This window comes from Bradyrhizobium sp. i1.15.2 (genome assembly GCF_040548425.1).
GTDB classification, from domain to species: Bacteria; Pseudomonadota; Alphaproteobacteria; order Rhizobiales; family Xanthobacteraceae; genus Bradyrhizobium; species Bradyrhizobium canariense.
The window spans coordinates 54344-77036 of sequence record NZ_JBEPRQ010000003.1 but is presented as its reverse complement, the minus strand read 5'-3'; the positions used below and the strand labels follow the sequence as shown (position 1 = coordinate 77036).

General features: G+C 64.2%; 26 protein-coding genes. 8 read left to right on the top strand and 18 right to left on the bottom strand.

Translation table 11 applies throughout. The features are described 5' to 3' along the window. Positions 1–142: 142 nt before the first annotated feature. The 4 genes from tolB to tolQ are packed head-to-tail and all read right to left on the bottom strand — an operon-like array spanning position 143 to position 3703. Positions 143–1489 (bottom strand): Tol-Pal system beta propeller repeat protein TolB, encoded by a 1347-nt coding sequence (gene tolB / locus ABIB80_RS07915; protein ID WP_007596313.1) that lies wholly within the window; start codon positions 1487–1489, stop codon positions 143–145. A 41-nt stretch (positions 1490–1530) separates the two neighbouring features. Continuing rightward, complete coding sequence (gene tolA / locus ABIB80_RS07910) at positions 1531–2490, bottom strand: cell envelope integrity protein TolA (RefSeq protein WP_007596315.1); 960 nt, start codon at positions 2488–2490, stop codon at positions 1531–1533. A 3-nt stretch (positions 2491–2493) separates the two neighbouring features. Continuing rightward, positions 2494–2943 (bottom strand): protein TolR, encoded by a 450-nt coding sequence (gene tolR / locus ABIB80_RS07905; RefSeq protein WP_007596316.1) that lies wholly within the window; start codon positions 2941–2943, stop codon positions 2494–2496. 43 nt (positions 2944–2986) lie between these two features. Beyond that, complete coding sequence (tolQ, locus tag ABIB80_RS07900) at positions 2987–3703, bottom strand: protein TolQ (protein WP_007596319.1); 717 nt, start codon at positions 3701–3703, stop codon at positions 2987–2989. Between the two features lie 423 nt (positions 3704–4126). On the opposite strand from tolQ, the gene ABIB80_RS07895 reads away from it, so the two are divergent. Beyond that, positions 4127–4645, top strand: coding sequence for a DUF2231 domain-containing protein (locus ABIB80_RS07895; RefSeq protein WP_007596320.1), 519 nt, complete (start codon positions 4127–4129; stop codon positions 4643–4645). Positions 4646–4680: 35 nt separating this feature from the next. Here the strand turns inward: ABIB80_RS07895 and ABIB80_RS07890 are convergent, their stop codons facing one another. Then, on the bottom strand, positions 4681–5448 hold the full coding sequence (locus tag ABIB80_RS07890) for a serine acetyltransferase domain-containing protein (protein ID WP_007596321.1): 768 nt from the start codon (positions 5446–5448) through the stop codon (positions 4681–4683). A gap of 317 nt (positions 5449–5765) precedes the next feature. On the opposite strand from ABIB80_RS07890, the gene ABIB80_RS07885 reads away from it, so the two are divergent. Further along, the gene (locus tag ABIB80_RS07885; protein ID WP_007596322.1) at positions 5766–6929 is read left to right on the top strand and encodes an acyl-CoA desaturase; all 1164 of its coding nucleotides are present in this window, start codon (positions 5766–5768) and stop codon (positions 6927–6929) included. Between the two features lie 189 nt (positions 6930–7118). Here ABIB80_RS07885 and ABIB80_RS07880 read toward each other — a convergent pair whose 3' ends face one another. The 5 genes from ABIB80_RS07880 to ABIB80_RS07860 all read right to left on the bottom strand — a co-directional run bounded on the left by ABIB80_RS07880 (position 7119) and on the right by ABIB80_RS07860 (position 9810). Beyond that, on the bottom strand, positions 7119–7604 hold the full coding sequence (locus tag ABIB80_RS07880; protein WP_007596323.1) for a DUF2852 domain-containing protein: 486 nt from the start codon (positions 7602–7604) through the stop codon (positions 7119–7121). 120 nt (positions 7605–7724) lie between these two features. Further along, a complete protein-coding gene (locus ABIB80_RS07875; RefSeq protein WP_007596325.1) occupies positions 7725–8465 on the bottom strand; it encodes a TetR/AcrR family transcriptional regulator in 741 nt (246 codons plus the stop codon). 95 nt (positions 8466–8560) lie between these two features. Continuing rightward, positions 8561–8923: a YciI family protein gene (locus tag ABIB80_RS07870; protein ID WP_007596326.1), complete on the bottom strand. Its 363-nt coding sequence runs from the start codon at positions 8921–8923 to the stop codon at positions 8561–8563. Positions 8924–8961: 38 nt separating this feature from the next. Next, entirely contained in the window at positions 8962–9366 is a 405-nt protein-coding gene (locus tag ABIB80_RS07865) for a YciI family protein (RefSeq protein WP_007596329.1), read from the bottom strand. Between the two features lie 78 nt (positions 9367–9444). Then, positions 9445–9810, bottom strand: a complete 366-nt coding sequence (locus ABIB80_RS07860; protein WP_007596330.1) for a nuclear transport factor 2 family protein — start codon at positions 9808–9810, stop codon at positions 9445–9447. A gap of 151 nt (positions 9811–9961) precedes the next feature. Between ABIB80_RS07860 and ABIB80_RS07855 the strand changes: the two genes are divergently transcribed. From ABIB80_RS07855 to ABIB80_RS07845, 3 genes are all read left to right on the top strand, one after another. Next, on the top strand, positions 9962–10750 hold the full coding sequence (locus ABIB80_RS07855; protein WP_007596332.1) for an SDR family NAD(P)-dependent oxidoreductase: 789 nt from the start codon (positions 9962–9964) through the stop codon (positions 10748–10750). 82 nt (positions 10751–10832) lie between these two features. Further along, positions 10833–11270, top strand: a complete 438-nt coding sequence (locus tag ABIB80_RS07850; RefSeq protein WP_007596334.1) for a hypothetical protein — start codon at positions 10833–10835, stop codon at positions 11268–11270. A 433-nt stretch (positions 11271–11703) separates the two neighbouring features. After that, positions 11704–12057, top strand: coding sequence for a hypothetical protein (locus ABIB80_RS07845; protein ID WP_007596336.1), 354 nt, complete (start codon positions 11704–11706; stop codon positions 12055–12057). A 106-nt stretch (positions 12058–12163) separates the two neighbouring features. Here the strand turns inward: ABIB80_RS07845 and ABIB80_RS07840 are convergent, their stop codons facing one another. The 4 genes from ABIB80_RS07840 to ABIB80_RS07825 all read right to left on the bottom strand — a co-directional run bounded on the left by ABIB80_RS07840 (position 12164) and on the right by ABIB80_RS07825 (position 14929). Beyond that, entirely contained in the window at positions 12164–12577 is a 414-nt protein-coding gene (locus tag ABIB80_RS07840) for a VOC family protein (protein ID WP_007596337.1), read from the bottom strand. A 38-nt stretch (positions 12578–12615) separates the two neighbouring features. Then, complete coding sequence (locus tag ABIB80_RS07835) at positions 12616–13152, bottom strand: SRPBCC family protein (RefSeq protein ID WP_007596338.1); 537 nt, start codon at positions 13150–13152, stop codon at positions 12616–12618. 95 nt (positions 13153–13247) lie between these two features. Next, the gene (locus tag ABIB80_RS07830; RefSeq protein ID WP_007596339.1) at positions 13248–14564 is read right to left on the bottom strand and encodes an RNA polymerase sigma factor; all 1317 of its coding nucleotides are present in this window, start codon (positions 14562–14564) and stop codon (positions 13248–13250) included. Further along, positions 14561–14929, bottom strand: a complete 369-nt coding sequence (locus tag ABIB80_RS07825; protein ID WP_007596340.1) for a YciI family protein — start codon at positions 14927–14929, stop codon at positions 14561–14563. The genes ABIB80_RS07830 and ABIB80_RS07825 overlap by 4 nt, the downstream gene beginning before the upstream one ends. A 143-nt stretch (positions 14930–15072) precedes the next feature. On the opposite strand from ABIB80_RS07825, the gene ABIB80_RS07820 reads away from it, so the two are divergent. Together ABIB80_RS07820 and ABIB80_RS07815 are read left to right on the top strand one after the other, a co-directional pair. Then, positions 15073–16038: a 2-hydroxyacid dehydrogenase gene (locus ABIB80_RS07820; RefSeq protein ID WP_007596341.1), complete on the top strand. Its 966-nt coding sequence runs from the start codon at positions 15073–15075 to the stop codon at positions 16036–16038. A 117-nt stretch (positions 16039–16155) separates the two neighbouring features. Beyond that, positions 16156–18123 (top strand): methyl-accepting chemotaxis protein, encoded by a 1968-nt coding sequence (locus tag ABIB80_RS07815; protein WP_007596343.1) that lies wholly within the window; start codon positions 16156–16158, stop codon positions 18121–18123. A 142-nt stretch (positions 18124–18265) separates the two neighbouring features. Here the strand turns inward: ABIB80_RS07815 and ABIB80_RS07810 are convergent, their stop codons facing one another. Then, positions 18266–18910 carry a TetR/AcrR family transcriptional regulator gene (locus ABIB80_RS07810; RefSeq protein WP_007596344.1) on the bottom strand — a complete coding sequence of 215 codons (645 nt, stop codon included), beginning with the start codon at positions 18908–18910 and terminating at the stop codon, positions 18266–18268. Positions 18911–19026: 116 nt separating this feature from the next. On the opposite strand from ABIB80_RS07810, the gene ABIB80_RS07805 reads away from it, so the two are divergent. After that, a complete protein-coding gene (locus ABIB80_RS07805) occupies positions 19027–19671 on the top strand; it encodes a glutathione binding-like protein (RefSeq protein ID WP_354127180.1) in 645 nt (214 codons plus the stop codon). Positions 19672–19721: 50 nt separating this feature from the next. On the opposite strand, the gene ABIB80_RS07800 is transcribed toward ABIB80_RS07805, so the two are convergent. The 3 genes from ABIB80_RS07800 to ABIB80_RS07790 are packed head-to-tail and all read right to left on the bottom strand — an operon-like array spanning position 19722 to position 22658. Continuing rightward, complete coding sequence (locus tag ABIB80_RS07800) at positions 19722–21026, bottom strand: TRAP transporter large permease (RefSeq protein WP_007596346.1); 1305 nt, start codon at positions 21024–21026, stop codon at positions 19722–19724. 30 nt (positions 21027–21056) lie between these two features. Then, positions 21057–21650 (bottom strand): TRAP transporter small permease subunit, encoded by a 594-nt coding sequence (locus tag ABIB80_RS07795; RefSeq protein WP_007596347.1) that lies wholly within the window; start codon positions 21648–21650, stop codon positions 21057–21059. Between the two features lie 9 nt (positions 21651–21659). Beyond that, a complete protein-coding gene (locus ABIB80_RS07790) occupies positions 21660–22658 on the bottom strand; it encodes a TRAP transporter substrate-binding protein (RefSeq protein ID WP_007596348.1) in 999 nt (332 codons plus the stop codon). Positions 22659–22693: the final 35 nt, after the last annotated feature.

Sequence of the window (22693 nt, the reverse complement as noted above, 5' to 3'; positions counted from 1 at the left end):
CAGTCGAAATAGATCAATAGAAACAAACCCATGGGAAAAGTTTGCCGAGTGCAACCTTAAAGAACAATTATCGCGGGGAAACATCGCGCCAAGTTTTCGAAAAAGGCGCGCGGTCAAATCATTGCGCATCGAGGACGGGCGGCTAGCCCGATGTCGAGGACAATAGCGGCGACCATGCGGGGTCGGAGGCGAAGCCCGGCGTCGGCACCTTCAGCTCGTTGCGGCCCGAGATGTCGACCGAGAACAGCGACGGCCCGCCGCTGCCGCCCGGATCGCGGAAGAACATCAACACGCGGCCGTTCGGCGAGAAGGTCGGGCCTTCGTTGTGGTAGCCGGAAGTCAGAAGCCGTTCGCCGGAGCCGTCCGGCTTCATCACGCCGATCGAGAACTGCCCGCCACCTTGCCTGGTGAAGGCGATGTAATCGCCGCGCGGCGACCACACCGGCGTCGAATAGGTGGCGTTGTTGTCGTCCTTGGAGAAGGAGATGCGCTGCGCCGCTCCGCCGCCCGCGGCCATGACATAGATCTGCGATCTGCCGCCGCGATCGGACTCGAAGCAGATGCGGGCGCCGTCCGGGGAGTAGGAAGGAGAGGTGTCGATCGCGGGCGTGTCTGTGAGGCGCGTGGTCGAGCGCGAGCGCAGATCCATCACGAACAGGTTGGAATTGCCGCCCTGCTGCAGGCTCATGATGACGCGCTGGCCGTCCGGCGAGAACCTCGGGGCAAAGGTCATGCCCGGGAAGTTGCCGACGATCTCGCGCTGGCCGGTCTCGATGTTGAACAGGTAGACCTTCGGATCGCCCTGCCCGAACTCCATGTAGGTGATCTCTTGCGAGTTCGGCGAGAAGCGCGGCGTCAGCACGAGGTCGGAGCCGCGGGTCAGATAGCGCACATTGGCGCCGTCCTGGTCCATCATCGCGAGCCGCTTGACGCGGCGCTCCTTCGGCCCGGTCTCGTCGACGAACACGACGCGGCTGTCGAAATAGCCCTTCTCGCCGGTCAGCTTCTCATAGATCTGGTCGGAGATGATGTGGGCGATGCGGCGCCAATATTCCGGCGAGGTGAAATATTGCTGGCCGGCGAGCTGCTGGCCGGTGACCACATCCCACAAGCGGAATTCGGCCTTGAGGCGCCCGTCCGGCTGCCGCGTCATGCGGCCGGTGACGAGGGCCTGCGCGTTGAGGGTTTTCCAGTTCTCGAATTGCGGCGCGACGTCGATGTTGCTGATGCGCTCGATGAAGGCAGCCTGGTCGACCGGCGCGAACAGGCCCGAGCGCTTCAGATTGTTGGTGATGACCTGAGTGACGCCGTTGCCAACGTCGCCGTCGGCCGGCGAGCCGGGCACGAAATTGGTGATCGCAATCGGGATCGGCCGAAACTCCGTGGGATCGATACGGAGCCGTCCCTGCGGCTGCTGGGCGAAGGCCTGCCCGCCTCCGAGCATCGCGAGCGTCGATCCGGTCAGGGTCATGAAGCGGCGGCGGTTCATCGATCGAACGTCATTCATCGCAAAATTCTTTTGTTCGGATGTCACAACATGTCTTTCAGGCCGAAAGTCATCGGAATGAGCTTCCAGCTCTCGTATTGCTGCTTCGGCATGAACGAATAGACCTGACACTGCACGATGGCGCGTCTGGCACTCTCCGCCACCGCCTGTGCGATCGACCGCGACGGCCCCCTCACCGCGACGACGATCGGCTCGGACGCGAGCGATCCGTCGATCTTCATGGGAATGTCGATGTCGGCTTCGTATTGATCCGCATCCTGCCCGTTATAGGTCGGCGTGAAGCAGCGCTTCACCGCCCCTTGGAACGCCCCCCGCCAGGTCGCAATGTTGTTGGCGGCCGTTCCGCTCGTCGATCCCAGCGAGGCCGACGCATTCAGCGTCGAGCCGGCGAGTTCGTGCCGGGTCGCCGCGCGCTTGTCGAGATCGCGCTGGATCTGCGCGGGATCGAAGCTGCGCTCCTTGGGCTTCGGCACCTGCTGCGGCTGCACCGCTGCGACCTTCTGCTCCGGCGGCTTGGGCGGCGGCTTCTTGGTTTCGAGCTTTTTCTGGAGCTCGGCGATCGGATCTTCCTTGGCCGGGTCAGGCTTTTTTTCCGGCGGCTTCGGTTCTTCTTTGGGCTTCGCCTCGGCGACGGGCTTGGGCGGCTCGGGCTTCTTCTCGACCGGCTTCTCGACGGGTTTTGGCGGCGGTTCGGGCGTCGAGTTGGTCTTGATCAGCTCTTTCTTCTCGGTGACCTTGCCGACGGCGTCTTCCTCGGGCTTGGCTTCCGCGATCTTCTCGACCTTCGGCTTCGGCTCTTTCTTGTCGCCGGTCTTCTGCCCCGACATCATCTGCGCGAGCTGGTCGGTGGAGATGATGTCGATCGGCAGCGACTCTTCGGCCGGAACGAAAGCCCTGCTGCTAAAGGTGACGAGCCCCCATCCCAGCACGAGGACGTGGAGGGCAATCGACGCAACGAGTGTCTTGTCGACCTTCACCTTCACGGTCTACCCCTGATCCGCTTCCGTGACGAGCGCCAGCTTCTTGAAGCCTGCGCCGGACAACTGGCCCATGACCTTGGCCACCGTCCCGTAATCCGCCTTCTTGTCGGCACGCAGATAGATGCGCTCCTCGAGCCCGCCGCGCGCGTCCGTGATCGCCTTCAGCTTGGGGATCAGTTCGTTGATCGCGATCTCGGCGTCGTTGATGAACACCTTGCCCTTGATGTCGACCGACATCTGGATCGGCTTCTGGTCGTTGTTTTCGAGGCTCTTGGCCTGGGTCTGCGGCAGGTCGAGCGGCACGCCGACCGTCAGCATTGGCGCCGACACCATGAAGATGATGAGCAGCACCAGCATCACGTCCACCATCGGCGTGACGTTGATTTCGGCCACGACCGGCCTACGCCGGCCACGGCGCCCACCGCCTCCGGACGAACTCGCGACGTTCATGCCCATGGTCTGGTGCCCAAATTGCCCTTCACACTATACATGCCGTCCGTCAGCCCCGCTCGTCGATCTGGCGCGACAGGATGGCTGAAAATTCATCGGCGAAGCCTTCGAGGCGCTGGGCCTGCCGGTTCACCTCGGAGGTGAACTTATTGTAGAAAATAGTGGCAGGAATGGCGGCGATAAGGCCGACGGCGGTCGCAAACAGCGCCTCCGCGATACCAGGGGCCACCACCGCCAGAGAGGTATTTTTCGACGCCGCGATCGACTGGAAGCTCGACATGATGCCCCAGACGGTGCCGAACAGGCCGACGAAGGGGCCTGCGGAGCCGACGGTGGCGAGCACCAGTAGCCTGCGTTCCAGCCGCTCGACCTCGCGGGCGATCGAGACATTCATGACCTTGTCGATGCGCATCTGAAGGCCTGCGACCGAGCGGGCCTGGCTCTCGAACGAACGCTTCCACTCTCGCATCGCCGCGACGAAGCAGGCCGCCATGGAATGCGTCGGCTTGGCCGAGAGCGTGCGATAGAGGTCTTCAATTGACTCGCCGGACCAGAAAGCCTGCTCGAAACGGTCCATCGAGCGGCGGGTGCGGGCAAACAGGAAGATCTTGTCGATGGCGATCGCCCAGACCCAGACCGAGCAGGCGAGAAGCCCCAGCATCACCGCTTTCACGATCCAGTGAGCCTGCCAGAACAGCGCGATCAGCGACACGTCCGCGGAAGCGGCAACCGGAAGGGCTGACTGAGCCACGTCGGCCGGATTCATAAGCAGTATCCTCTCAAGGCGATCGTTACCTGATGTCCCGATCTAATGTCCCGGCCAGCAAATGGCCGCCGGTTCCCCAATAGCCGCGCTAGAACCGGCGCGGCCGGCAAGCCCGCTCAAAGCCTTGTCTTTCTGGGGTGCAGGGCTCTTCCAAAGCCAGCCGCCTGCATTCCCTGCCAAGATGTCAAAACTATGGGCCCGCCCCCAAGGCTCAGACTTCCGGCTTTGGGCGCGATTGTCCGCAATTACCAGAGCCCGGCGATGGTTAATGCTGGGTTACCGCGGGCGGATTTGGCTGCCGGAAAGCGAGCGGGCGCAGGCGGTTGGCAAGCTGCCGGCCCCGGCTGTTGCTGACATCACGTTGGAGGAACCAGCCCTCGCCCGAAAAATTGTCTGGAAAATCACTTCTCGCGAGGTTTTGCCATGAGCGTCAACCCCAAGACGACCGCCGCCATCGGCGATCATCCGCTCCACCCCATGATCATCCCGTTCCCCGTCGCCTTCCTGGTCGGCGCGCCCATCGCCGATCTCGCCTTCATCGGAACCGGCGACGGCTTCTGGGCCAGAGCTGCCATGTGGCTGATCGGCGCCGGCATCGTCATGGCGCTCGTTGCTGCCGTGGCAGGATTCACCGACTTCTTCAGCGACGCCCGTATCCGCAGCCTCAACGATGCCTGGTATCACATGATCGGCAATCTCGTGGCGGTGGTGCTGGCTGCGATCAATTTCTACCTCCGCTACGCGCAAGGCGCGGAGGCTGCGGTCAAACCGTGGGGCGTGGTGCTCTCGCTGATTGTGGTCGGCATCCTCCTGTTCACGGGATGGAAAGGCTGGGAAATGGTCTACCGGCATCATGTCGCGGTGCTGGACGCGCCGGGCCAGACCAGTTCGGAACCGGTCACCCCGCATCATGGTGGCGAGAGCCGCCGCCGCGCCGCCTGAACGAGGAGTACGTCGCTTGATGACGTGAGGGCGAGTCAGGCCGCCGAGGCGGGTTCGGGGCAATTGGTCAGCCGCGCCGGATTGCCGATTGCGGTGCAGCCCGGGGGCACGTCGCTCGTCACGACGGTGTCGGCGCCGATCTTCGCACAAGCGCCGATCCTGACGTTGCCGAGAATTGTGGCGCCGGAGCCGATGAAGACGCCGCGACCGATGCGAGGCGAGCGCGCCGGCAGTTCCGTGCCACGACCGATGCTGACGTTCTGAAGGATGGTGGCGTCGTCGCCGATCGCCACATCTGCACCGATCACGATGCCGGTGGCGTGGTCGAGATACACCGATGATCCCAAGCTCGCCGCCGGATGAATGCTGACCTGCAGGACGTTGGAGGCCTCGTTCTGAAACAGCAGCGCCGCGTCGCGATAGTCGTGATGCCAGAGCCAGTTCGAGACGCGCCATGCCTGCAAGGCGACGTAGCCCTTGAAATGCAGCAGCGGCGCCAACAGTCCGGTGATGGCGGCATCGCGGAGAACAATGGCTTGTAAGTCGCAGCCGGCCACCTCGATCAGATCCGGCTGGCCATGGAAGGCGTCGCGGGAAAACGTCGTGAAGCGCTCGCGTTCGGCCGCGCTGTCGCCAAGCCGGCGTCCGATCAGATCGGACAGTGCGGCGGTAAAATCGTCATGGACGAGGATGAGTCCGACAAGAGCCTTGCCGAATATGGGGTCGGCTGCCGCTGCGCGCTGCGCCTCGTCGCGGATCTCCTGCCAGAGGGCCTCGCTCGCCGTCATCGCCGCTTCCGCCATCGTTGCTGCCTGCGGTATTTTGACGCTTCCTTTTCACTGTCGGATATAAACCGTCGGCAGCCCGCGCGCCACGCACCCCGTGACGCTACGAGCTTGCATGCCAAGCGGCCTGGATCATATATAGGCCGTCGAGTTCGCGGTCGAAGCTATGGCCTCAGGTTGACTTTGCCGCGTGCGGCCGCCTTGGGCCAGGGTTGTCCAAGCACCTCGTTCAAGACCCCGCGGTGGTCCGCCATCGCCGGGTTTTTCGTACACAGCGGCCCTCAATGCTGCCGAAGCGAAACTCGAATCTCTGTCATCCAAGGTCACGCCAATACATGTCGCCCAACGCCCCCGCCGACGACCAACACGACGACATCATGTATCCCTCCGCCCTGCCGTTCCTGCTGGTTCATCTCGGCTGCGTTGCCGCCATCTGGACCGGCATTACCTGGCAGGCCGTCGCGATCTGCGCCTCGCTGTATGTCGTGCGCATGTTTGCGATCGGAGCGGGCTACCACCGCTATTTCTCCCATCGGGCTTTTGCGACCGGCCGGGTGTTTCAGTTCATCCTGGCCTGGCTTGCGCAAAGCACCGCGCAAAAAAGCGTTTTGTGGTGGGCGGCCAAGCATCGACATCATCATCTGCATTCCGATACCGAGGACGACGTGCATTCGCCGCGTCACCGAGGCTTCCTCTATAGCCATCTCGGCTGGATTTTTTACCGGGAGCACGATGGCACCGACCTCGTGAAGGTCGGCGATTTCGCCGCCTATCCGGAGCTGATGTGGCTGCATCGCCTGGAACTCCTGCCGGCCGTGACGCTGGCTGCGCTCTGCTTCCTGGTTGGCGGATGGTCCGGTCTCGTCGTCGGCTTCCTGTGGAGCACCGTGCTGGTCTATCACGCGACCTTCTGTATCAATTCCCTCGCCCACGTGCATGGACGCAAGCGGTACGTGACCGGCGATGATTCCCGCAACAATTGGCTGCTGGCCTTATTCACCCTCGGTGAGGGCTGGCACAACAATCATCACGCCTACCAGAGCAGCGTGCGGCAGGGTTTTCGCTGGTGGGAGATCGACATCACCTATTACATCCTGAAGGTGCTGTCCTGGTTCGGCATCGTCTGGAACATGAAGTCGCCGCCCGAGCAGGTGCTGCGCAACGAGCAGCCGCTCGGCGCACGCGTCATCAACCGGGCGGCCCGCGAGCTTGCCGGACGGTTCGATGCGCAGACCCTGGCGCACGCGATCTCGTCGGCGCTACGCCGAGCCGATTTGGCCCAGTTGCAACTGCCGACGCTGCACGACATCCTCAGTCGCGCGCATGAAGGCGTCGATGCACTGACCCATCTGCATTTGCCGAAGATTCCCACCCGCGAGGAGTTTCTCACCGAGGCCAAGGCGATGTTCGCGCGAACGCGATCACTCAACGAGATCGTGGACTACGCCTACGAACACTTCCTGGAGTCGGTTCGCGCGCAGCTCGCCACGGCGCGCTGACCAAGTCTCTCCAGGCCAAGACTTTCCAGGCCAGGACATTTCCAGACGGTCGCGGCGGCCTGCCGCGCATTCCCAAAAACAAACCGCCCGCCTGCGGGTTGCGCAGGCGGGCGGCTTGGGGCCATCAGGACTTTGGGGGCATGCGCCTGACGGCTTTGAGAAGCGTCAGTCTCGAGATCAACCTTGAGATCAACCCTGCTGCTGGTCGGTCGGCGGCGGGGTCGGGCGCGTCTTGTGTTGCGCCATGAACTGGTCGAACTCTTCCTTGTCCTTGGCGTGACGCAGACGGTCGAGGAAGTTCTTGAACTCGACCTGCTCTTCCTCGAGCCGCTGCAATGTCTCGGTGCGGTACTCGTCAAAGGCGCGGTTGCCGCTCGAGGGCGGGCCGAAGCCAAAGCCGAAACCGTGGCGCTCCATGCGGCCGCGCATACGGTCCATCTTGTACTGCATCCGCTCCATCTTGTTCTGCCAGCGATCCTGGTTGCTCCAGCACGACATTCTTCTGCTCCCGAGTGTGAAAAAGAGAAGGGCAAGTCCGATCGGCCACCAGATGATGAAGCCGAGGATGGTCACGGCGATCCAGCCGGGATGCCAAGGCGTGTTGAGCATGTGGGGGCGCTCGTAGTGTTGGTCCGAAGGGCCGCGCCATCGATTGACATCAGCGGTGTAGGCCATTTCCCTCTCCATGACGGCATCAGCGCCGTTGTGAATGTAAATAACATTTACATAGGTAGATCATCCCGCGATTTTGTCAAGCCGACCGCCTGACAGGGCGAGGCAATTATTTGGGTAACTTTATTTCGGCTTGCCCCAGGGACCACCGGGCGGCACGCCGGAACCGGAGGATGCCTCCGGTGGCACCGGCGGCGGCTCGGCGCTTTTCGCCGGAGGACGGCGATCGGTCGGGAAGCCGAGACCGCGGAGATAAATCAGCACCTCGGCTTCGAGCAGCTCGTCCGGCGACATCGGCAGCTTTCGACGCGCGGCATCGCCGCGGGAGAACAGCGAGGCCACGCCATGCGCCATCGACCAGATGTGCAGGGCCATCATCATCGCCGGAGGCCGCGGCGTGCCCGGCGGCGCCAGCGCGGCAAGCCGCTCCGCCGCGGCACGAATGACGTTGAAAGCACGCTCGCTAGCGGCCTGTAGCGCCGGATTGACATCCACCGGCACGCCCGATTCGAACATCGCGTTGTAGAACGCGGGCTCCTCGCGGGCGAAGGCGAGATAGGCCCTGCCGACACGCTCGAACGCCGTGACGGTGTCGGGCCGTCCGTCGTCCCAGGCCGCGGTCAGGCGCGATTCGAACTGCTCGAAACCGCGCTGCGCGATCGAGGACAGCAGTTCGTCACGGTCGCGAAAATGCCGGTACGGTGCCGCCGCACTGACGCCGGCCATGCGCGCGGCATCGGCAAAGGTGAAGCCGGCCGCGCCCTTCTCGGCGATCAATCCAAGGGCGGCCTGCAGCAGGGCTTCCTTCAGATTGCCGTGGTGATAGCCGCGCTCGGCGCGGCGCGTCTCCTTGCGCCAGCTCATGTGAACGACCTTTACATGAGCTGGGCAGGAAGGTCACTAGCGGCGACGGGTTGATCAGCCCGTATTCTCCCCGGTCCGGGGCAGCGGCCGAAGCCCTAGCCGCCAGGGATCGGCAGCACCGGCATGATCTCGACGCGTTCGCCGGGGAAGATCGTGAAGTGCGGGTGGTTTTCGAACATCTTCGCCGCGGCTTCGTGCGAGGCCGCACGCACCACGGTGAAGGCGCCCATCTCGTTGGCGATGTCGGCGAGGCCCTTGCCGTCGACCTTCTTGGTCTTGCCGAGCGGCCCGCCCATGGCCTGGATCGCGCCTTGGTGCTTTTCGACCCAGCCCTTCCAGGCCGCCATGCCCTCCTGCTCCTTCGCCTTGCGCTCGGCCTCGGGCATCGCATCCCATGCGGCCCATTTGGAGCTGGTCTTGCTGCCGAGGAAAACGGCGAGATAGGTATCGGTGCTCATCGGTTCTCTCCTTTGCTGATGGATAGACAAAGCTGCGGCTATTTCTTGAGGTCGCCGAAACCGGCGGCGGCCTCCTGCACGTCAGGCGGAAAGTCGCTCATCTCCTGCACCTGACGGATCTCGATGATTTCGTTCGGTGCGGCCGGACACCGCCTGGCCCAGGCGATCGCCTCGGCACGCGATGCAACCTCGATCATCCAGTACCCGCCCAGGACCTCCTTGGCCTCGGCGAACGGGCCATCGGTCACGATGGGCTTGCCGGCCGCAAACGAGACGCGCGCGCCCATCGAGGGCGGGTGCAGGCCGTCGAGCGTGATCAGCACGCCGGCGTCGTTCAGCACCTCGTTGTAGCGCATCATCGCAGCGACCCGCTCGGGATCGAGCTGAACGTCGGGCGCTGCGGTCTCGTAGCCGAGCGGGATCATCAGCATCATGAATCGCATGGAGGTTCCTTGCTTGCTTAGTCGCCCTTACCCAAGACGAGCGAACCCTGACGGAACCGACAGCGTGGCGACAATTATTTAGCGCGCCTGCGGCAGGAAACGCCCGTCCTGCCGGGCAGCGCCGAAATAAACCTCGATGCGGCGAACCTTGCCGCCGGCGAAGGTGAAGAACTCGGTGTTGCGAAAGCTCCTGCCATCTGTCGCCAGGCAGAGATAGGTGACGAAGGCCTCGTCACCTTGGACGACAATCCGCTCGATGTCGTGCCGCGCAATCCAGCCGGTGTCCCTCCAGCAACGCTCGAAATAGGCCGCCTTGTCGAGGTCCTCGTCGAACGGGCTGGTGAAGCGGAAATCGTCCGCCAACGCGTCGGCGACCCGTTGCCGGTCGTTGTCGAGATATGCGGCGAAAAGGTCTCGAATCAGGCGCTCGTGATCGTTGGACATTCCGGGTCTCCCTGGCAATGATCCCCTGGAAGACGATCCATCGAGGACCGTCCCGACATCGTGGCTTCGAGTTAAGGCCTTCCTCGTCGGAACGAAAGCGAAGTAAAAGAGGCTCGCGCTCGCGCGATCTTTCATAAGGACCGATCAGCCAATGCCCCCTACCCCGCACCGCGTTGCCCTCGTCACCGGAGCCGCGCGTGGCATCGGGCTTGCGACCGCGAAGAAGTTTTTGACCGAGGGCTGGCGGGTTGCGTTGCTCGACATCGAGGGCGAGCTGCTCGGCCGCGCGGTCGCCGAGATCGGCCGGGACGAGGCCACGCTGGCGCTGACCTGCGACGTCTCGGACGCAGCCGCGGTTGCCGCCGCGATGATGTCGGTCGAAAGGCGGTTCGGCCGGCTCGACGCGCTCGTCAACAATGCCGGCATTGCCGTGTTCGCGCCGCTGATGGAGACGTCGGAGACCGATTGGCGGCGCGTGCTCGAGGTCAACCTCACCGGCCCGTTTCTCTGCACCAAGGCGGCGGTGCCGCTGATGCGCGACGGCAATGGCGGCGCCATCGTCAACATCACCTCGATCTCGGCGGTGCGCGCCTCGACGCTGCGCTCGGCCTACGGCACCAGCAAGGCGGGCCTCGCGCACCTCACCAAGCAGCTCGCGGTCGAGCTTGCGTCCTTCAACATCCGCGTCAACGCGGTCGCACCGGGACCGGTCGACACCGCGATGGCGAAGCAGGTGCACACCAGGGAGATCCGCGCCGACTACCACGACGCCATCCCGCTCAACCGCTACGGCCTGGAAGAGGAACTCGCCGAAGCGATCTACTTCCTGTGCTCGGAACGATCCAGCTACATCACCGGACAAATTTTGGCCGTCGATGGCGGCTTCGATGCGGCGGGCATCGGCCTGCCGACGCTGCGCGGCGAACGGCGGAACGGGTAGGCACGGCGTAGGTTGGCCTAGCGAAGCGTCACCCACCTCTTCTCGTCGGCCAATCCTACGGACTCGAATTCGCGGAGGCTTCATGCGACGCGTCACCTTCCTCAGGGCTTTGATGCTCGTATCCGCGCTGCTCGCCGCCACGCCTGCCTTGGCCGAAATCCGCATCATCCAGTCGCCCGGTGGACAGGTCGGGCCGTTCCTCGATTTGTTCGAGAAAGTGCGCGAGAGCGGCGAGCGCGTGGTGATCGACGGTCCCTGCCTGTCCGCCTGCACGCTGGTGCTGAGCATCGTGCCGGGCGAGCGGATATGCGTCACCAAGCGTGCCGTGCTTGGCTTTCATGCGGCGCGCTCGGTCGACCGGCGCGGACGCTTCTACGCCGAGCCGGAAGCATCCGATGCGGTGCTTGCGGCCTATCCCGGCCCGGTGCGCGACTGGATCAGCCGCCGCGGCGGCCTCTCGTCGCGGTTGCTTCTGTTGAAGGGACGCGACCTCGCCGCGATCTATCCGCGCTGCCGGTGACGATCAGCGGACGCAAGCGCCCGCCAAATCGCGCCGGTCACCTGCTTCGTGAGGCCTAATAAAAACTCTGGATCAGCTGGGTCAATTCCATGCTCGCGCAGATGAGCATACCCCAAAGTGCAAAGTTGATCTGCAGCGCCGCCGCCATCGGTCGCTCCCCTTCCAAGTCCGCCCGCCCCAGTTTTTAGAGTTTATGACGAAATAAATAACGATTCTGCCCCGGAGTTCACAGCCTAATATTGCGCCAGTTGTTGTGCGATGCGGTCCGCATCATTTCACGAAGCGGCCTCACTGCTCTCGCAATGTGGTGCGACACTAAAATTCATATTCGGCCGTGTCGGCCAGGCGTTTCCCTTAGGTTCCATTTGAGCGGTGCGACGCAAGCTTCGGCAAGCGAATTTGGCGCGTCGCATACAACACCCAAGGGTTCGGCATGATGCGACACGGCTTTGTCTTGCTCACGTTTTGCGCAACGCTCATGGGATGCGTGGTCGCGCCTGCTCAGGAACGCCGTCCGATCGCATGGGACGGCCTCGGTCAGGATCCGAACCGTCCCTACGTCATCAAGCGTCGCGTGGCGACCCAAGCTCCCGCGGCGAGTGATCCGAATCAGGAGCGAGAAAGAGTCCTCGGCACCTTGCGCCCGTACTCCGCGGCGTGGTGGGCAATCCATGACGAAATCGAAGCGGAGAATGACAAGCAGCTCGGGACAAAGCTCGTGATCTGCCCGCGCTGCGTTCCCTCCTCCCAACCACCGAGCAATGACGTGACCGGATCGATCCGCTGAGGCGGCATGCGGTCGATCGGCACATCACGCAACGTCTCATGCGCGCCCCTCTCCGCATCGTCAGGGAGAGGGGATCGCCGCTTGGCGCGTCAAGCGATCGCGGCTGTCACATTCCCTCGGCCGGGCAGTTCACCATCCAGGGAATGCCGAACTTGTCGACGCACATGCCAAAACCCTTGGCCCAGAAAGTCTTGCTGAAGGGCATGGTGACGGTGCCGCCGTCGGCCAGCGCGTTGAACTTGCGCTCGCCGTCCGCGGGATCCGCGACCGTGAGCGAGATCGAAAAGCCCTGCGGCTTGTGAAAATGCTCGCCTGGTGCGTCGGAGGCCATCAGGACGCTGCCGTCTGGCAGCGACATCCGCGCATGCATAATGATCTTCTCGCGGCCGGGCGTGGCGGGCACCTCCGGCGGCGCATCCGAGGCGCGCATCATCGCATCGATCTTGCCGCCCAAGACCTTGGCGTAGTAGTTGAACGCCGCTTCGCAGGTGTCCTGATAGAACAGATAGGGATTGAGCATCGTTTCTCTCCGTTTTGCTTTCATTCGGGGTGACGGCGCTACTTCTCGGTGAGCTTCTTCAGGCTGGCCAAGCCCGCCTCGAAATCCTTGCCGATCATGTTGTCCATGTTGATGAACACCTGCATGACCTTGGACAGGAACGGCGCCGGACCGGACATCGCCCACGTGACCAGTGTGGCATCGCCTTGCGGCACAAAGGTGAACTCGGCGGTGTTGTGGCCTTCGAAAGGCCGCTCGAAGTCGAGCTTGATCCGGAGTTTTGACGGCGCACTCGCCTCGAGGATCTCCATATGGCCGGCGCCGACATTGTTGTTCCCGTCCCAGGCATAGGTCGCGCCCTTGCCCGGCGCAGTTCCGCCGAAGCTGCGCTTCATCGCGGGGTCCCGGCCCTCGTAAGGTGACCAGGCGGTCCAGCGATGGAAGTCGGCGACCAGCGGATAGATCGCATCGGCGGGCGCCTTCACGGCGAGGCTGCGTTCGACGCGGAAGGTGCCGGATTTCGTCAATGCGAAGACGAGGACACCCGCGAGTCCGATAGCGAGCACGACGGCGATGATGGCAATGGCTTTCAGCATGAATGGCTCCCTGGATACGCTCCTAGGACGAAGGGAGGGGACCGGGCCCGACAAGGCGAAGCGAAAATTTTTGCGATGCCCGAAGCAGGCGCTCCCTACTTCACCTTGGCGCCTTCGACCTTCGCGCCCTGCCTGGCGCCGCCATTTGCGCCGTTCGGCTGGCTGTCGCGGATCAGGCGATCGAGATGCATGCGGATGTGAGCGGCTTCTGCGGACGTGTTGGCGAGGGCGATGGCGCGGTCGAAGGCGATGCGGGCTTCGTCGTTGCGGCCAAGCTGCATCAGGAAGGCGCCGCGCACGCCGTAGAAATGGAAGTAGTTGGCAAGCTTTGGCGCCAGCGGCTCGATCAGGTCGAGCGCGGCTTGCGGTCCGCGCACCTTGGAAACCGCGACCGCGCGGTTGAGCGTCACCACCGGCGAGGGCTGCACCACCTCCAGCGCGCCATAGAGCAGGTCGATCTGCGCCCAGTCGGTCTCCTCGGGCGTCGCCGCGCGGGCATGCAGCGCGGCGATCGCGGCCTGGATCTGGTAGGGCCCGCTGCGGCGATGGCGTATCGCCTTGTCGATCAGCGCGAGGCCTTCCGCGATCATGGTGCCGTTCCACAGCGAACGATCCTGGTCATCCAGCAGGATCAGCGAACCATCCGCGGCAAAGCGCGAGGCACTGCGCGCATGCTGCAACAAGATGAGCGCCGTGAGCCCCATGATCTCCGGCTCGCTCTGGAACAGCCGCAACAGCAGCCGCGCCAGCCGGATCGCTTCTTCGCACAGCGGCTTCCTGATTTCGGCGGTGTCGCCGCTCGCCGAATAGCCCTCGTTGAAGATCAAATAGATCATCGCGGCGACAACGGCGAGCCGCTCCGCGCGCTCGACCGCGCCCGGCGTTTCAAACGGCGTCCCGGCCTCCGCGACCTTGGCCTTGGCACGCGTGATGCGCTGCTCCATCGCCGCTTCCGACACCAGGAAGGCGCGCGCGATCTGCTTCACGGTCAGGCCGCAGACGATACGGAGCGCCAGCGCGATCTGCTGCGTCGCCGGCAGCCCTGGATGGCAGCAGATGAACATCAGCCGCAGAATGTCATCGCGGTAGTGCGAGCCGTCGAGCCGCTCCGCGAGCGCGCCCTCGGCGTCGTCGAGATCGGAGATCGCCTGGTCGTCCTCCGGCAGCGGCTGCTGCTTGCGGGTGCGGCGCACCTCGTCGATCGCAACGTTGCGGCCGACCATGATCAGCCAGGCCGCGGGATCCCGCGGCGGCCCGTTCTGCGGCCATGTCTTCAGCGCGCGCAGGCAGGCGTTCTGGAATGCCTCCTCGGCGGTGTCGAGATCGCGGAAATAGCGCAGCAGCGCGCCGACCGCCTGGGGGCGCGCCGAGGTCAGCGCGGTCTCGATCCAGGCGGTATCGGCCTCGCTCACGTCAGATTTCCTCCGGGCCTGAACACGCCCACGGGCCGCACTTCATAGGCGCCGCCGGGATTGGCGGCGCCGAGGTCGCGCGCAACGTCGAGCGCCTCGTCGAGGTTTTTGCAATCGACGATATAGAAGCCGAGCAACTGCTCCTTGGTCTCCGCGTAGGGGCCGTCGAGCACCAGCGGCGGGTCCTCTTTACGCAACGTCGCGGCCGCGGTGGTCGGCAGCAACCGCGCCACCGGACCGAGCCGGCCTTGGCTCGTGAGCTTCTCTTGCACCACGGCGAGCTTCTTCATCACGGCTTCGTCCTGGTCCTTGCTCCAGGAGCCGACGAAGTCCTCGTCGTGATAGCAAAGGATCGCATAAAGCATGGGCAGTACCTTCCCTGACCTCTTGTTTTGAAGACGATCCAATATGCCTCGCCCCGACAGGGCTGCGGAAAAAATTTGCAAGAAAAATCCGGAAGATCGTGCCAAGGAGGGCCCTCAAAAGCGGAACCTATAGAGGCACTCGAATGACCGTAGGCACACTGGCCGTCCTGATCAACAGCACGCAGCAAAACTGGCTGCCGGAGCGCTGGAAGGCCCGGTTCGACGCGGTCTGCGGCGGCCGCCGCGTCGTGCTGCTGCCCGATGCCGGGCTCGATCCGGCCGAGGTGCACTATGCCGCGGTGTGGAAGCCGGTGCCGGGCGACCTCGGCTCCTTCCCCAATCTGCGGGCGATCTTCAATCTCGGCGCCGGCGTCGATGCGCTGATGGCGGACAAGAGCCTGCCGAACGTGCCGCTGGTGCGTGTCGCCGTGCCCGATCTGACTGGCCGCATGACCGAATACGTCGTGCAGCACGTGCTGATGCACCACCGCCAGGAGCTTTATCTGCGCCAGTCGCAGCGCGAAAAGCGCTGGGAGCCGACCTATCAATGGCCGGCGAGCGCCGTCACGGTCGGTGTCATGGGACTGGGCACGCTCGGCGCCGACGCGGCCGATGTGCTGCGGCGGCTTGGTTTCCGCGTCGCCGGCTGGAGCCGCAGCCCGCGCACCATCGCGGGCGTCGAATGCTTCCATGGCGCCGGGCAGATCGATGCATTCCTGCGCACGACCGATATCCTCGTCAGCCTGTTGCCGCTGACGCCTGATACACACGGCATCCTCAACCGCGATGTCTTCACCAAGCTCAACCGCAAAAGCCCGCTCGGTGCGCCCGTGCTGATCAACGCCGGCCGCGGCGGCCTTCAGAACGAAGCCGACATCCTGGCCTGCCTCGACGACGGCACGCTGGGCGCCGCCTCGCTCGACGTCTTCGTGCAGGAGCCGCAGCCGGCGGACAGCCGGTTCTGGACCCATCCCAAGGTGCTGCTGACCCCGCACAACGCCGCCGACACCGACGCTGACGCGATCTCGGCCTATGTCGCCGAGCAGATCGCGCGGTTCGAGGCCGGTGGCGTGCTGGAGAACGTGGTGGACCGGGCGCGGGGGTATTGAGACCTCACGTGCCATCGAGCCCGTAAAATCACTGATCGTCGGCCGGTATCCCGTTCACCCTCTCTTAGCGAGAAGTTGATAGGCGTTGTTAATCAACGCTCAACGAACGAGTCGGACATGCGCTTCACGCTCGGCCTCAGGATGCGGATCACGGTTGCGCTGGCGGTGACGGCGGCGGCGACCGCCCTGTTCGCCGTGCTCGGGGCGATGTGGATCATTTCCGGCATCATCGACCGCGCCGATCAGCGCGAGCTGCGCAGCCATTACGACGCGCTCCAGTCGCGAATTGCCGAGGAATCCCAGCGTGCCGCCGCCATGAGCGCCGTCGTCGCCGCAATACCGGCGACGCAGGACGCGATGGCCAAACAGGATCGCAACGCTTTGATCGGCCTGTTCGGGCCGGTGTTTGCCGCGACCAAATCGGAGTACGGCATCGAACAGTTCCAGTTCCATGTGGCGCCCGCGACCTCGTTCCTGCGCGTACACCAGCCTGCTAAATTTGGCGACGACCTCTCGGGCTTCCGCAGGACCGTGATCATGGCCAACCAGGAGCACAAGGTCGTGGTCGGCCTCGAGGGCGGCTTGGCCGGGCTCGGTATCCGCGGCGTGGTGCCGATCGCGCAAGCCGGCAAGCATCTCGGCTCGGTGGAGTTTGGCCTGACCTTCGGCCAGTCCTTCCTGGACGACTTCAAGACCAACCGCCATGTCGACATCGCCTTCCATCTCGCGGACGGCGGCGGCTTCAAGCTGTTCGGCGGCACGCTGAAGGGCAAGAGCTTCTTCGATGCGGCCGATTACGGCCGCGCCGCCGGCGGCGACTTCACGATACGACAGGCCAAGCTCGACACCACGCCAGTGGCCGCGCTGCTCGGACCGATCAGGGATTTTTCCGGTAAGTCCCTCGGCGCGGTCGAACTGGTGATGGACAATGCCGACTATGTGGCCTCCGCCGACCGAGCCTGGCTGCTGGCATTCGGCATCGCCGCGCTCGGGCTCGTGCTCGCCGCCATCGTCGGCTATCTCATCGCCCGCAGCATCTCCCGTCCGATCATCTCCATCACCACCGTGATGCGCGAGCTGGCCGACGGACACCTCGATGTCACCGTCCCCGTCGGCAAAGCGAATGACGAGGTCGGCGCGATGGTCAAGGCTGTCGCGGTGTTCCGCGACAACGCCGTCAACTTCAACCGGCTCCAGACCGAACAGGCCGACACCAAGGCGCAATCCGAAGCGGAGAAACGGCGCGCCTTCGCCGCTCTCGCCGACAATTTCGAAGCCAGCATCCGCGACGTCGTCACCACGGTCTCCTCGGCCGCGGTCGAGATGGAGAACACCGCGCGCTCGATGTCTGATATCGTCGAGCGATCGCGGCAGCAGACCGGCACGGTGTCGTCGGCCTCGGCGCTCGCCTCGGAAAATGTGCAGACGGTCGCTGCCGCCGCGGAAGAGCTGTCGTCGTCGATGGCCGAGATCAGCCGGCGCCTTGCGCACGCGACCGCGGTAGTCGGCAAAGCTGCGAGCGACGGGCGACGGTCGAACGAGCGCGTGCAGAGTCTGGCCGACGCTGCGCAGAAAATCGGCGACGTCGTCTCCTTCATCAGCGGCATCGCCGAGCAAACCAATCTGCTGGCACTCAATGCGACGATCGAGGCGGCGCGCGCGGGCGAAGCCGGCCGCGGCTTTGCGGTGGTTGCCTCCGAGGTGAAGGCGCTGGCAACCCAGACCGCCAAGGCGACCGAGGAGATCGGCGCCCAGGTGACGGCGGTACAAGGCGAGACCACCGGCGCAGTGGACGGCATCCAATCGATCTGCGCAACGATCCAGGAAGTCGACGAGATCTCCGCCGCGATTGCCGCCGCCGTCGGCCAGCAGGGCACCGCGACGCAGGAGATCGCGCAGAACGTCCAGCAGGCGGCCGCCCGCACCGGCGAGGTCTCGCAAAACATCGCGGGCGTCACCGCCGGCATCGCCGCGACGGGAACAGCGGCGGAGGAAGTCCTGGGCTCGGCGATCGAGCTGTCGAAACAATCGCAGCGGCTGCGCGATGAGGTGGATCGTTTCCTGGCGCATATTCGCGCGGCGTAGGCGGGGCTACAAACTCAATGTCGTCCTGGAGCTGCGGCGCGACGGCGGGAACTCCGAATCTTCGCCAAACCAGACTCGGTGGCTATGGGTCCTGGCTTTCGCCAGGACGACGTTTGGGAGATAGCTCGCCGCACGCAACCGCCTAGCTCTTTCCTCCTACCATCATGTCGATCGCCCCCTTCACGATCGCCTCGAGCTCCTTCCGCGATACGCGGGCGCGGGAGCGGATGGCAATTGAGTGCACGGTCGCTGAAGCGAGCTGCGCCAGCACGGCGGGATCGGCGCTGTCGGGCAACTCGCCTTTCTCCTTGGCGCGGCGGAAGCAACTCGCAAATGCCTTGTCGAGCTCAGACAGGCCATCCAGCACCATGGCGCGGATGTCGGGATCGCCGACCGCCTCGGAGGCCGCCGTGACCACGGTGAAGCAGCCGCGCGGGCCGGTCTCGCCGGAGAGATAGATGTTCAGCGCGGAGGCGAAGATACGCTCCAGCCGCCGGCGCACGGGCATCTCCTGGCGAAAGATCTCCACCATCGATGCGCGCGCGTCCTCGCGGTAGCGCTGATAGCTCTTGATGTAGAGCTCGCGCTTGTCGCCGAAGGCGCCGTAGAGGCTCGGGCGATTCATGCCGGTGGCCTCGCTGAGATCGTCGAGCGAGGTCGCCGCGAAACCCTGCGTGCGGAACAGGTCGAGCGCCTTGCCAAGCGCGATGTCGGGTTCATAAGCGCGCGGACGGCCGCGGCGTTTAGGCTCCGTGGCAGCAGTTGGCGGCTTCGATTTTTGTACCATTTCGCAATTTAATCCTTGACCGCCTCCATAATATGCAAGACAGTACAAAAATCAATCTGGCCGGGTTGAGCGACACTCCGAATGTCACATCGAAGAATTGCCCAAGGAGGCTCAAGATGGATCTTTATTTCTCGCCGCTCGCCTGTTCGATGGCGAGCCGCGTCGCGCTGTATGAAGCCGGCGCCAAAGCCAATTATCTCGAAGTCGATCCGCCGACCAAGACAGTGCTGAGCGACGGCACTGACTTCCGAACCGTGAATCCGATCGGCCTCGTGCCGACACTGCGCACCGACGAGGGCGTGGTGCTGACCGAAAACGCCGCGATCCTGCAATACATCGCCGACCGCTTCCCGCAATCGGGCCTCGGCGCTGCAGCGGGCATCGATCGCACGCGGCTGCATCAATGGCTCTGCTTCATCGGCACCGAACTGCACAAGGGCCTGTTCATCCCGGTGCTCGACCGCAAGGCGCCGCAGGAAACGAAAGCGTATGCGCTGGAGAAGAACCTGTCGCGGCTGGACTATCTCGACAATTACCTGAAGGGGCGCGACTTCCTGCTCGACCATTTCAGCGTTGCCGACGCCTATCTCATCACGGTCATCAACTGGACCATGGCGACGCCGCCGATCGAGCTCGCGAAATGGCCAAATGTGAAGGCCTATTACGAACGCCTGCGTCAACGGCCGTCGATCGCCAAGGCGATCGCGGAAGAGTTCGAGCTGTACAAGGCCGAGCAGGCGCGGAAGAAGGCCGCGGCGTAAGCTTTGACGATTGAGGCGCCGTCCCGGCTGAGCGGCCGGGGCGGCGCAATCTATCCGTACAGCACCCTCGGGAGGATCGTGACGATGCCGGGCCAGAGCGTCAGCAGCAGAACGAAGCCGACCATGATGAGCAGGTACGGCATCGTGACCCGCGCGATGTAGCCGAGGCCGTCGTCGGTCAAGCCCTGGATCACGAACAGGTTGAAACCAACCGGCGGCGTGATCTGGGCCATCTCGACGGCGAGCACGAGGAAGATGCCGAACCAGATCTCGTCGAAGCCCGCGCCCTTCACGATCGGCAGCACGATCGGCAGCGTCATCACGATCATCGAGAAGCCGTCGAGGAAGCAGCCGAGGATCAGGTAGAAGATAATCAGAACCACGATCAGCATGAAGGGCGATAGCCCCAAGCCTTTCACGAAGGCGGCGACCGCCTGCGGGATTCCGAGGAAGGCCGCGGCGTTGCCGAGGATCGAGGCGCCGAGCACGATCAGTGCGATCATCGAGCAGGTCACGATCGAGCCGATCAGCACGTCGCGGATCACCTGCTGCGACATCGAGCCCTGCGCCCAGGCGACCAGTGCCGCGCCGAGCACGCCGACCGCGGCGGCCTCCGACGGCGTGGCCAGCCCGCCATACATCGAGCCGAGCACGCAGGCGATCAGGAACAGCGCCGGCGCAAGGTCCTTCAGCGCCGCAAAACGTTCGCGCCACGGCACCTGCGAGAGCTTTGCCTCGGACTCCGGCACCAGCGTGCGGTTGAACGTCGTGTGCAGCATCACCCATCCCATGAAGGTGGCCGCCAGCAGGAGGCCGGGCAGCACGCCGGCGGTAAAGAGCTTGAGAATAGAAACGTCGCCGAGCACGCCATAGATGATCATGATGTTGGACGGCGGGATCAAAAAGCCGAGCGTGCCGGCGCCGGCGAGCGAGCCGATCGCGATGTCGCGGGAATAGCCGCGGCGTGTGAGTTCGTTGAGCGACATGCGGCCGATCACCTGCGTCGTCGCCGCCGACGAGCCGGAGATCGCCGCGAAGATGGTGCAGCCGATCACGTTCACATGCAGAAGACGACCCGGCAGAAGCCCTGCCCAGGGCGCGAGCCCCTGGAACAGCGAACGTGACAAGCGGGTGCGAAACAGCAACTCGCCCATCAGGATGAACAGTGGCAACGCCAGCAATTCCTGCGTCGTCAAGATGTTCCAGGCGTATTGCGGCAGCAGCTTGTCGAGCGGGATCGAGCGGAACATCGCCAGCAGCAGCGTCGCAGTGAGCGCAAGCGTCAGGCCGATCCAGACGCCGCAGGCTAGAAGCGCAAACAGGATCGCGAAGAGAGCGACGACTTCAATGGTCATGGAATCCGGTGTCCGCTGGCGCGAGGGCGATCATTCGACGGGCGAGGCCTTCATGCGATGATCCTCCAGCGGCAGGCCGAGCACGGCCTGGATCGCGCGCGCCAGGAACTGGAGCGTCAGCAGCAGCATGCCGAAGGCGACGACGGCCTGCGGAAACCACAGCGGGGTGTCGCTCGAGGTCGAAACCTGGCCGCGCACATAGGCGCCGAAGGCGAACTTCGCCATCGACGATGTCAGGAAGGCCATGAAGGCGAAGCCGGCGGCGGCCGACAGGATTTCGATCGCGCGCTGAAAGGGGGCCGGGACGTTCTTCAGCAGCAGCACGACACGGATATGGCCGCCAACACGCAGGGTCATGGCTGCGCCGAAGGTGAAGGACGCCGCCATCAGATAGGAGGAATACTCCCACGCGATCGAGATCGTGGGCGGAAAGAACGGCAGGAAGTTCGAGAGGAAGCGCGTTGCGACCTCGCACAGCATCAGCAGCGTCAGCATCAAGAGGCAGCCGCCGCCGATCCAGCCGTCCAGCCGGCCAAGACGATCGATGCCGTCGAGCAGGATGCGCAGCGGCGCCGGCGCCGCTGCGTTAAGACTGTGCGGAGCTGCGGGCGAAACGCTGACCACGGCCCGTCCTCAGCGCTTCATTTCGGCGAGATAGGCCCGCACCGGCTTGTCGGCCGCCGGCACGCGCTTGACGAAAGCGTCAAGCTGCGGCGCGGTTTTGGCGCGAATGTCCGTGATCATGGCCTCCGAGACCGGCACCACCTCCATGCCGCCTTCCTTGAGCCGGTTGAGGCTGTCGACGTCGGCCTTGAGCGAGTTCGCCCAGAAGCCCGGCTCCATCTTGGCGGCAATGCCCACGACGAGCTGTTGCTGATCGGCACTCAGCGCCTTCCAGGAATCGAGGTTGACGGTGAGCATCTGCGACGACCAGACGTGATTGGTCGGGTAGATGTATTTCAAGAATTCCCAGAATTTTCCGTCGACGCCCGACACCGCCGAGGTCGATACGCCGGAGACTGCGCCCGACGCCAGCGCCGGGATGGTCTCGCCCCAGGGAATCATCACCGGCGCCATGCCGACCACGGCCAGCATGTCGACGGCGTTCTTGTCGGGCACGCGGATCTTGATGTTCTTCAAGCCGTCGACATCGGCGACCTTGACCTTGAGGTGCAGATACTGCGTCGGCCAGGGCACGATGTAGAGGATCTTCTGGTTGTTGCGCGCGGCGACCTTCTCGTATTCGGGCCGCACATATTTGTGCAGCACCTTCAATTCGTCCATGGAGCCGCAGAGAAAGGGAATGCTTTCGACGCCCATGAAGGGCTCGTCGCCGACCTGCTGGATGTTGAGGACGTCGGCAAGCGGCACCAGGCCGTCGCGCACGGCGCGCAGATGCTCGGGGCCCTTGAAGCCGAGCTGTCCGCCGGCCTTCACGGTGATCGCGACCGAACCGCCGCTCTGCTTCTTCACCTCGTCGGCGAAGGCAAACGCGTTCTGGGTGTGGAAATTGCCGTCGGGCCATACCGTCGACATGTCCCAGCTCACCGTCGCAGCTCGCGCGCGGGTCGAAATGTGGCCGGCTGCGAGCAGTGTCGCTGCGCCCGCTGTAAAATTCCGTCGCGTGATCATTAGGCCCCTCCGTTTGCTACGCGCACGACGCCTGA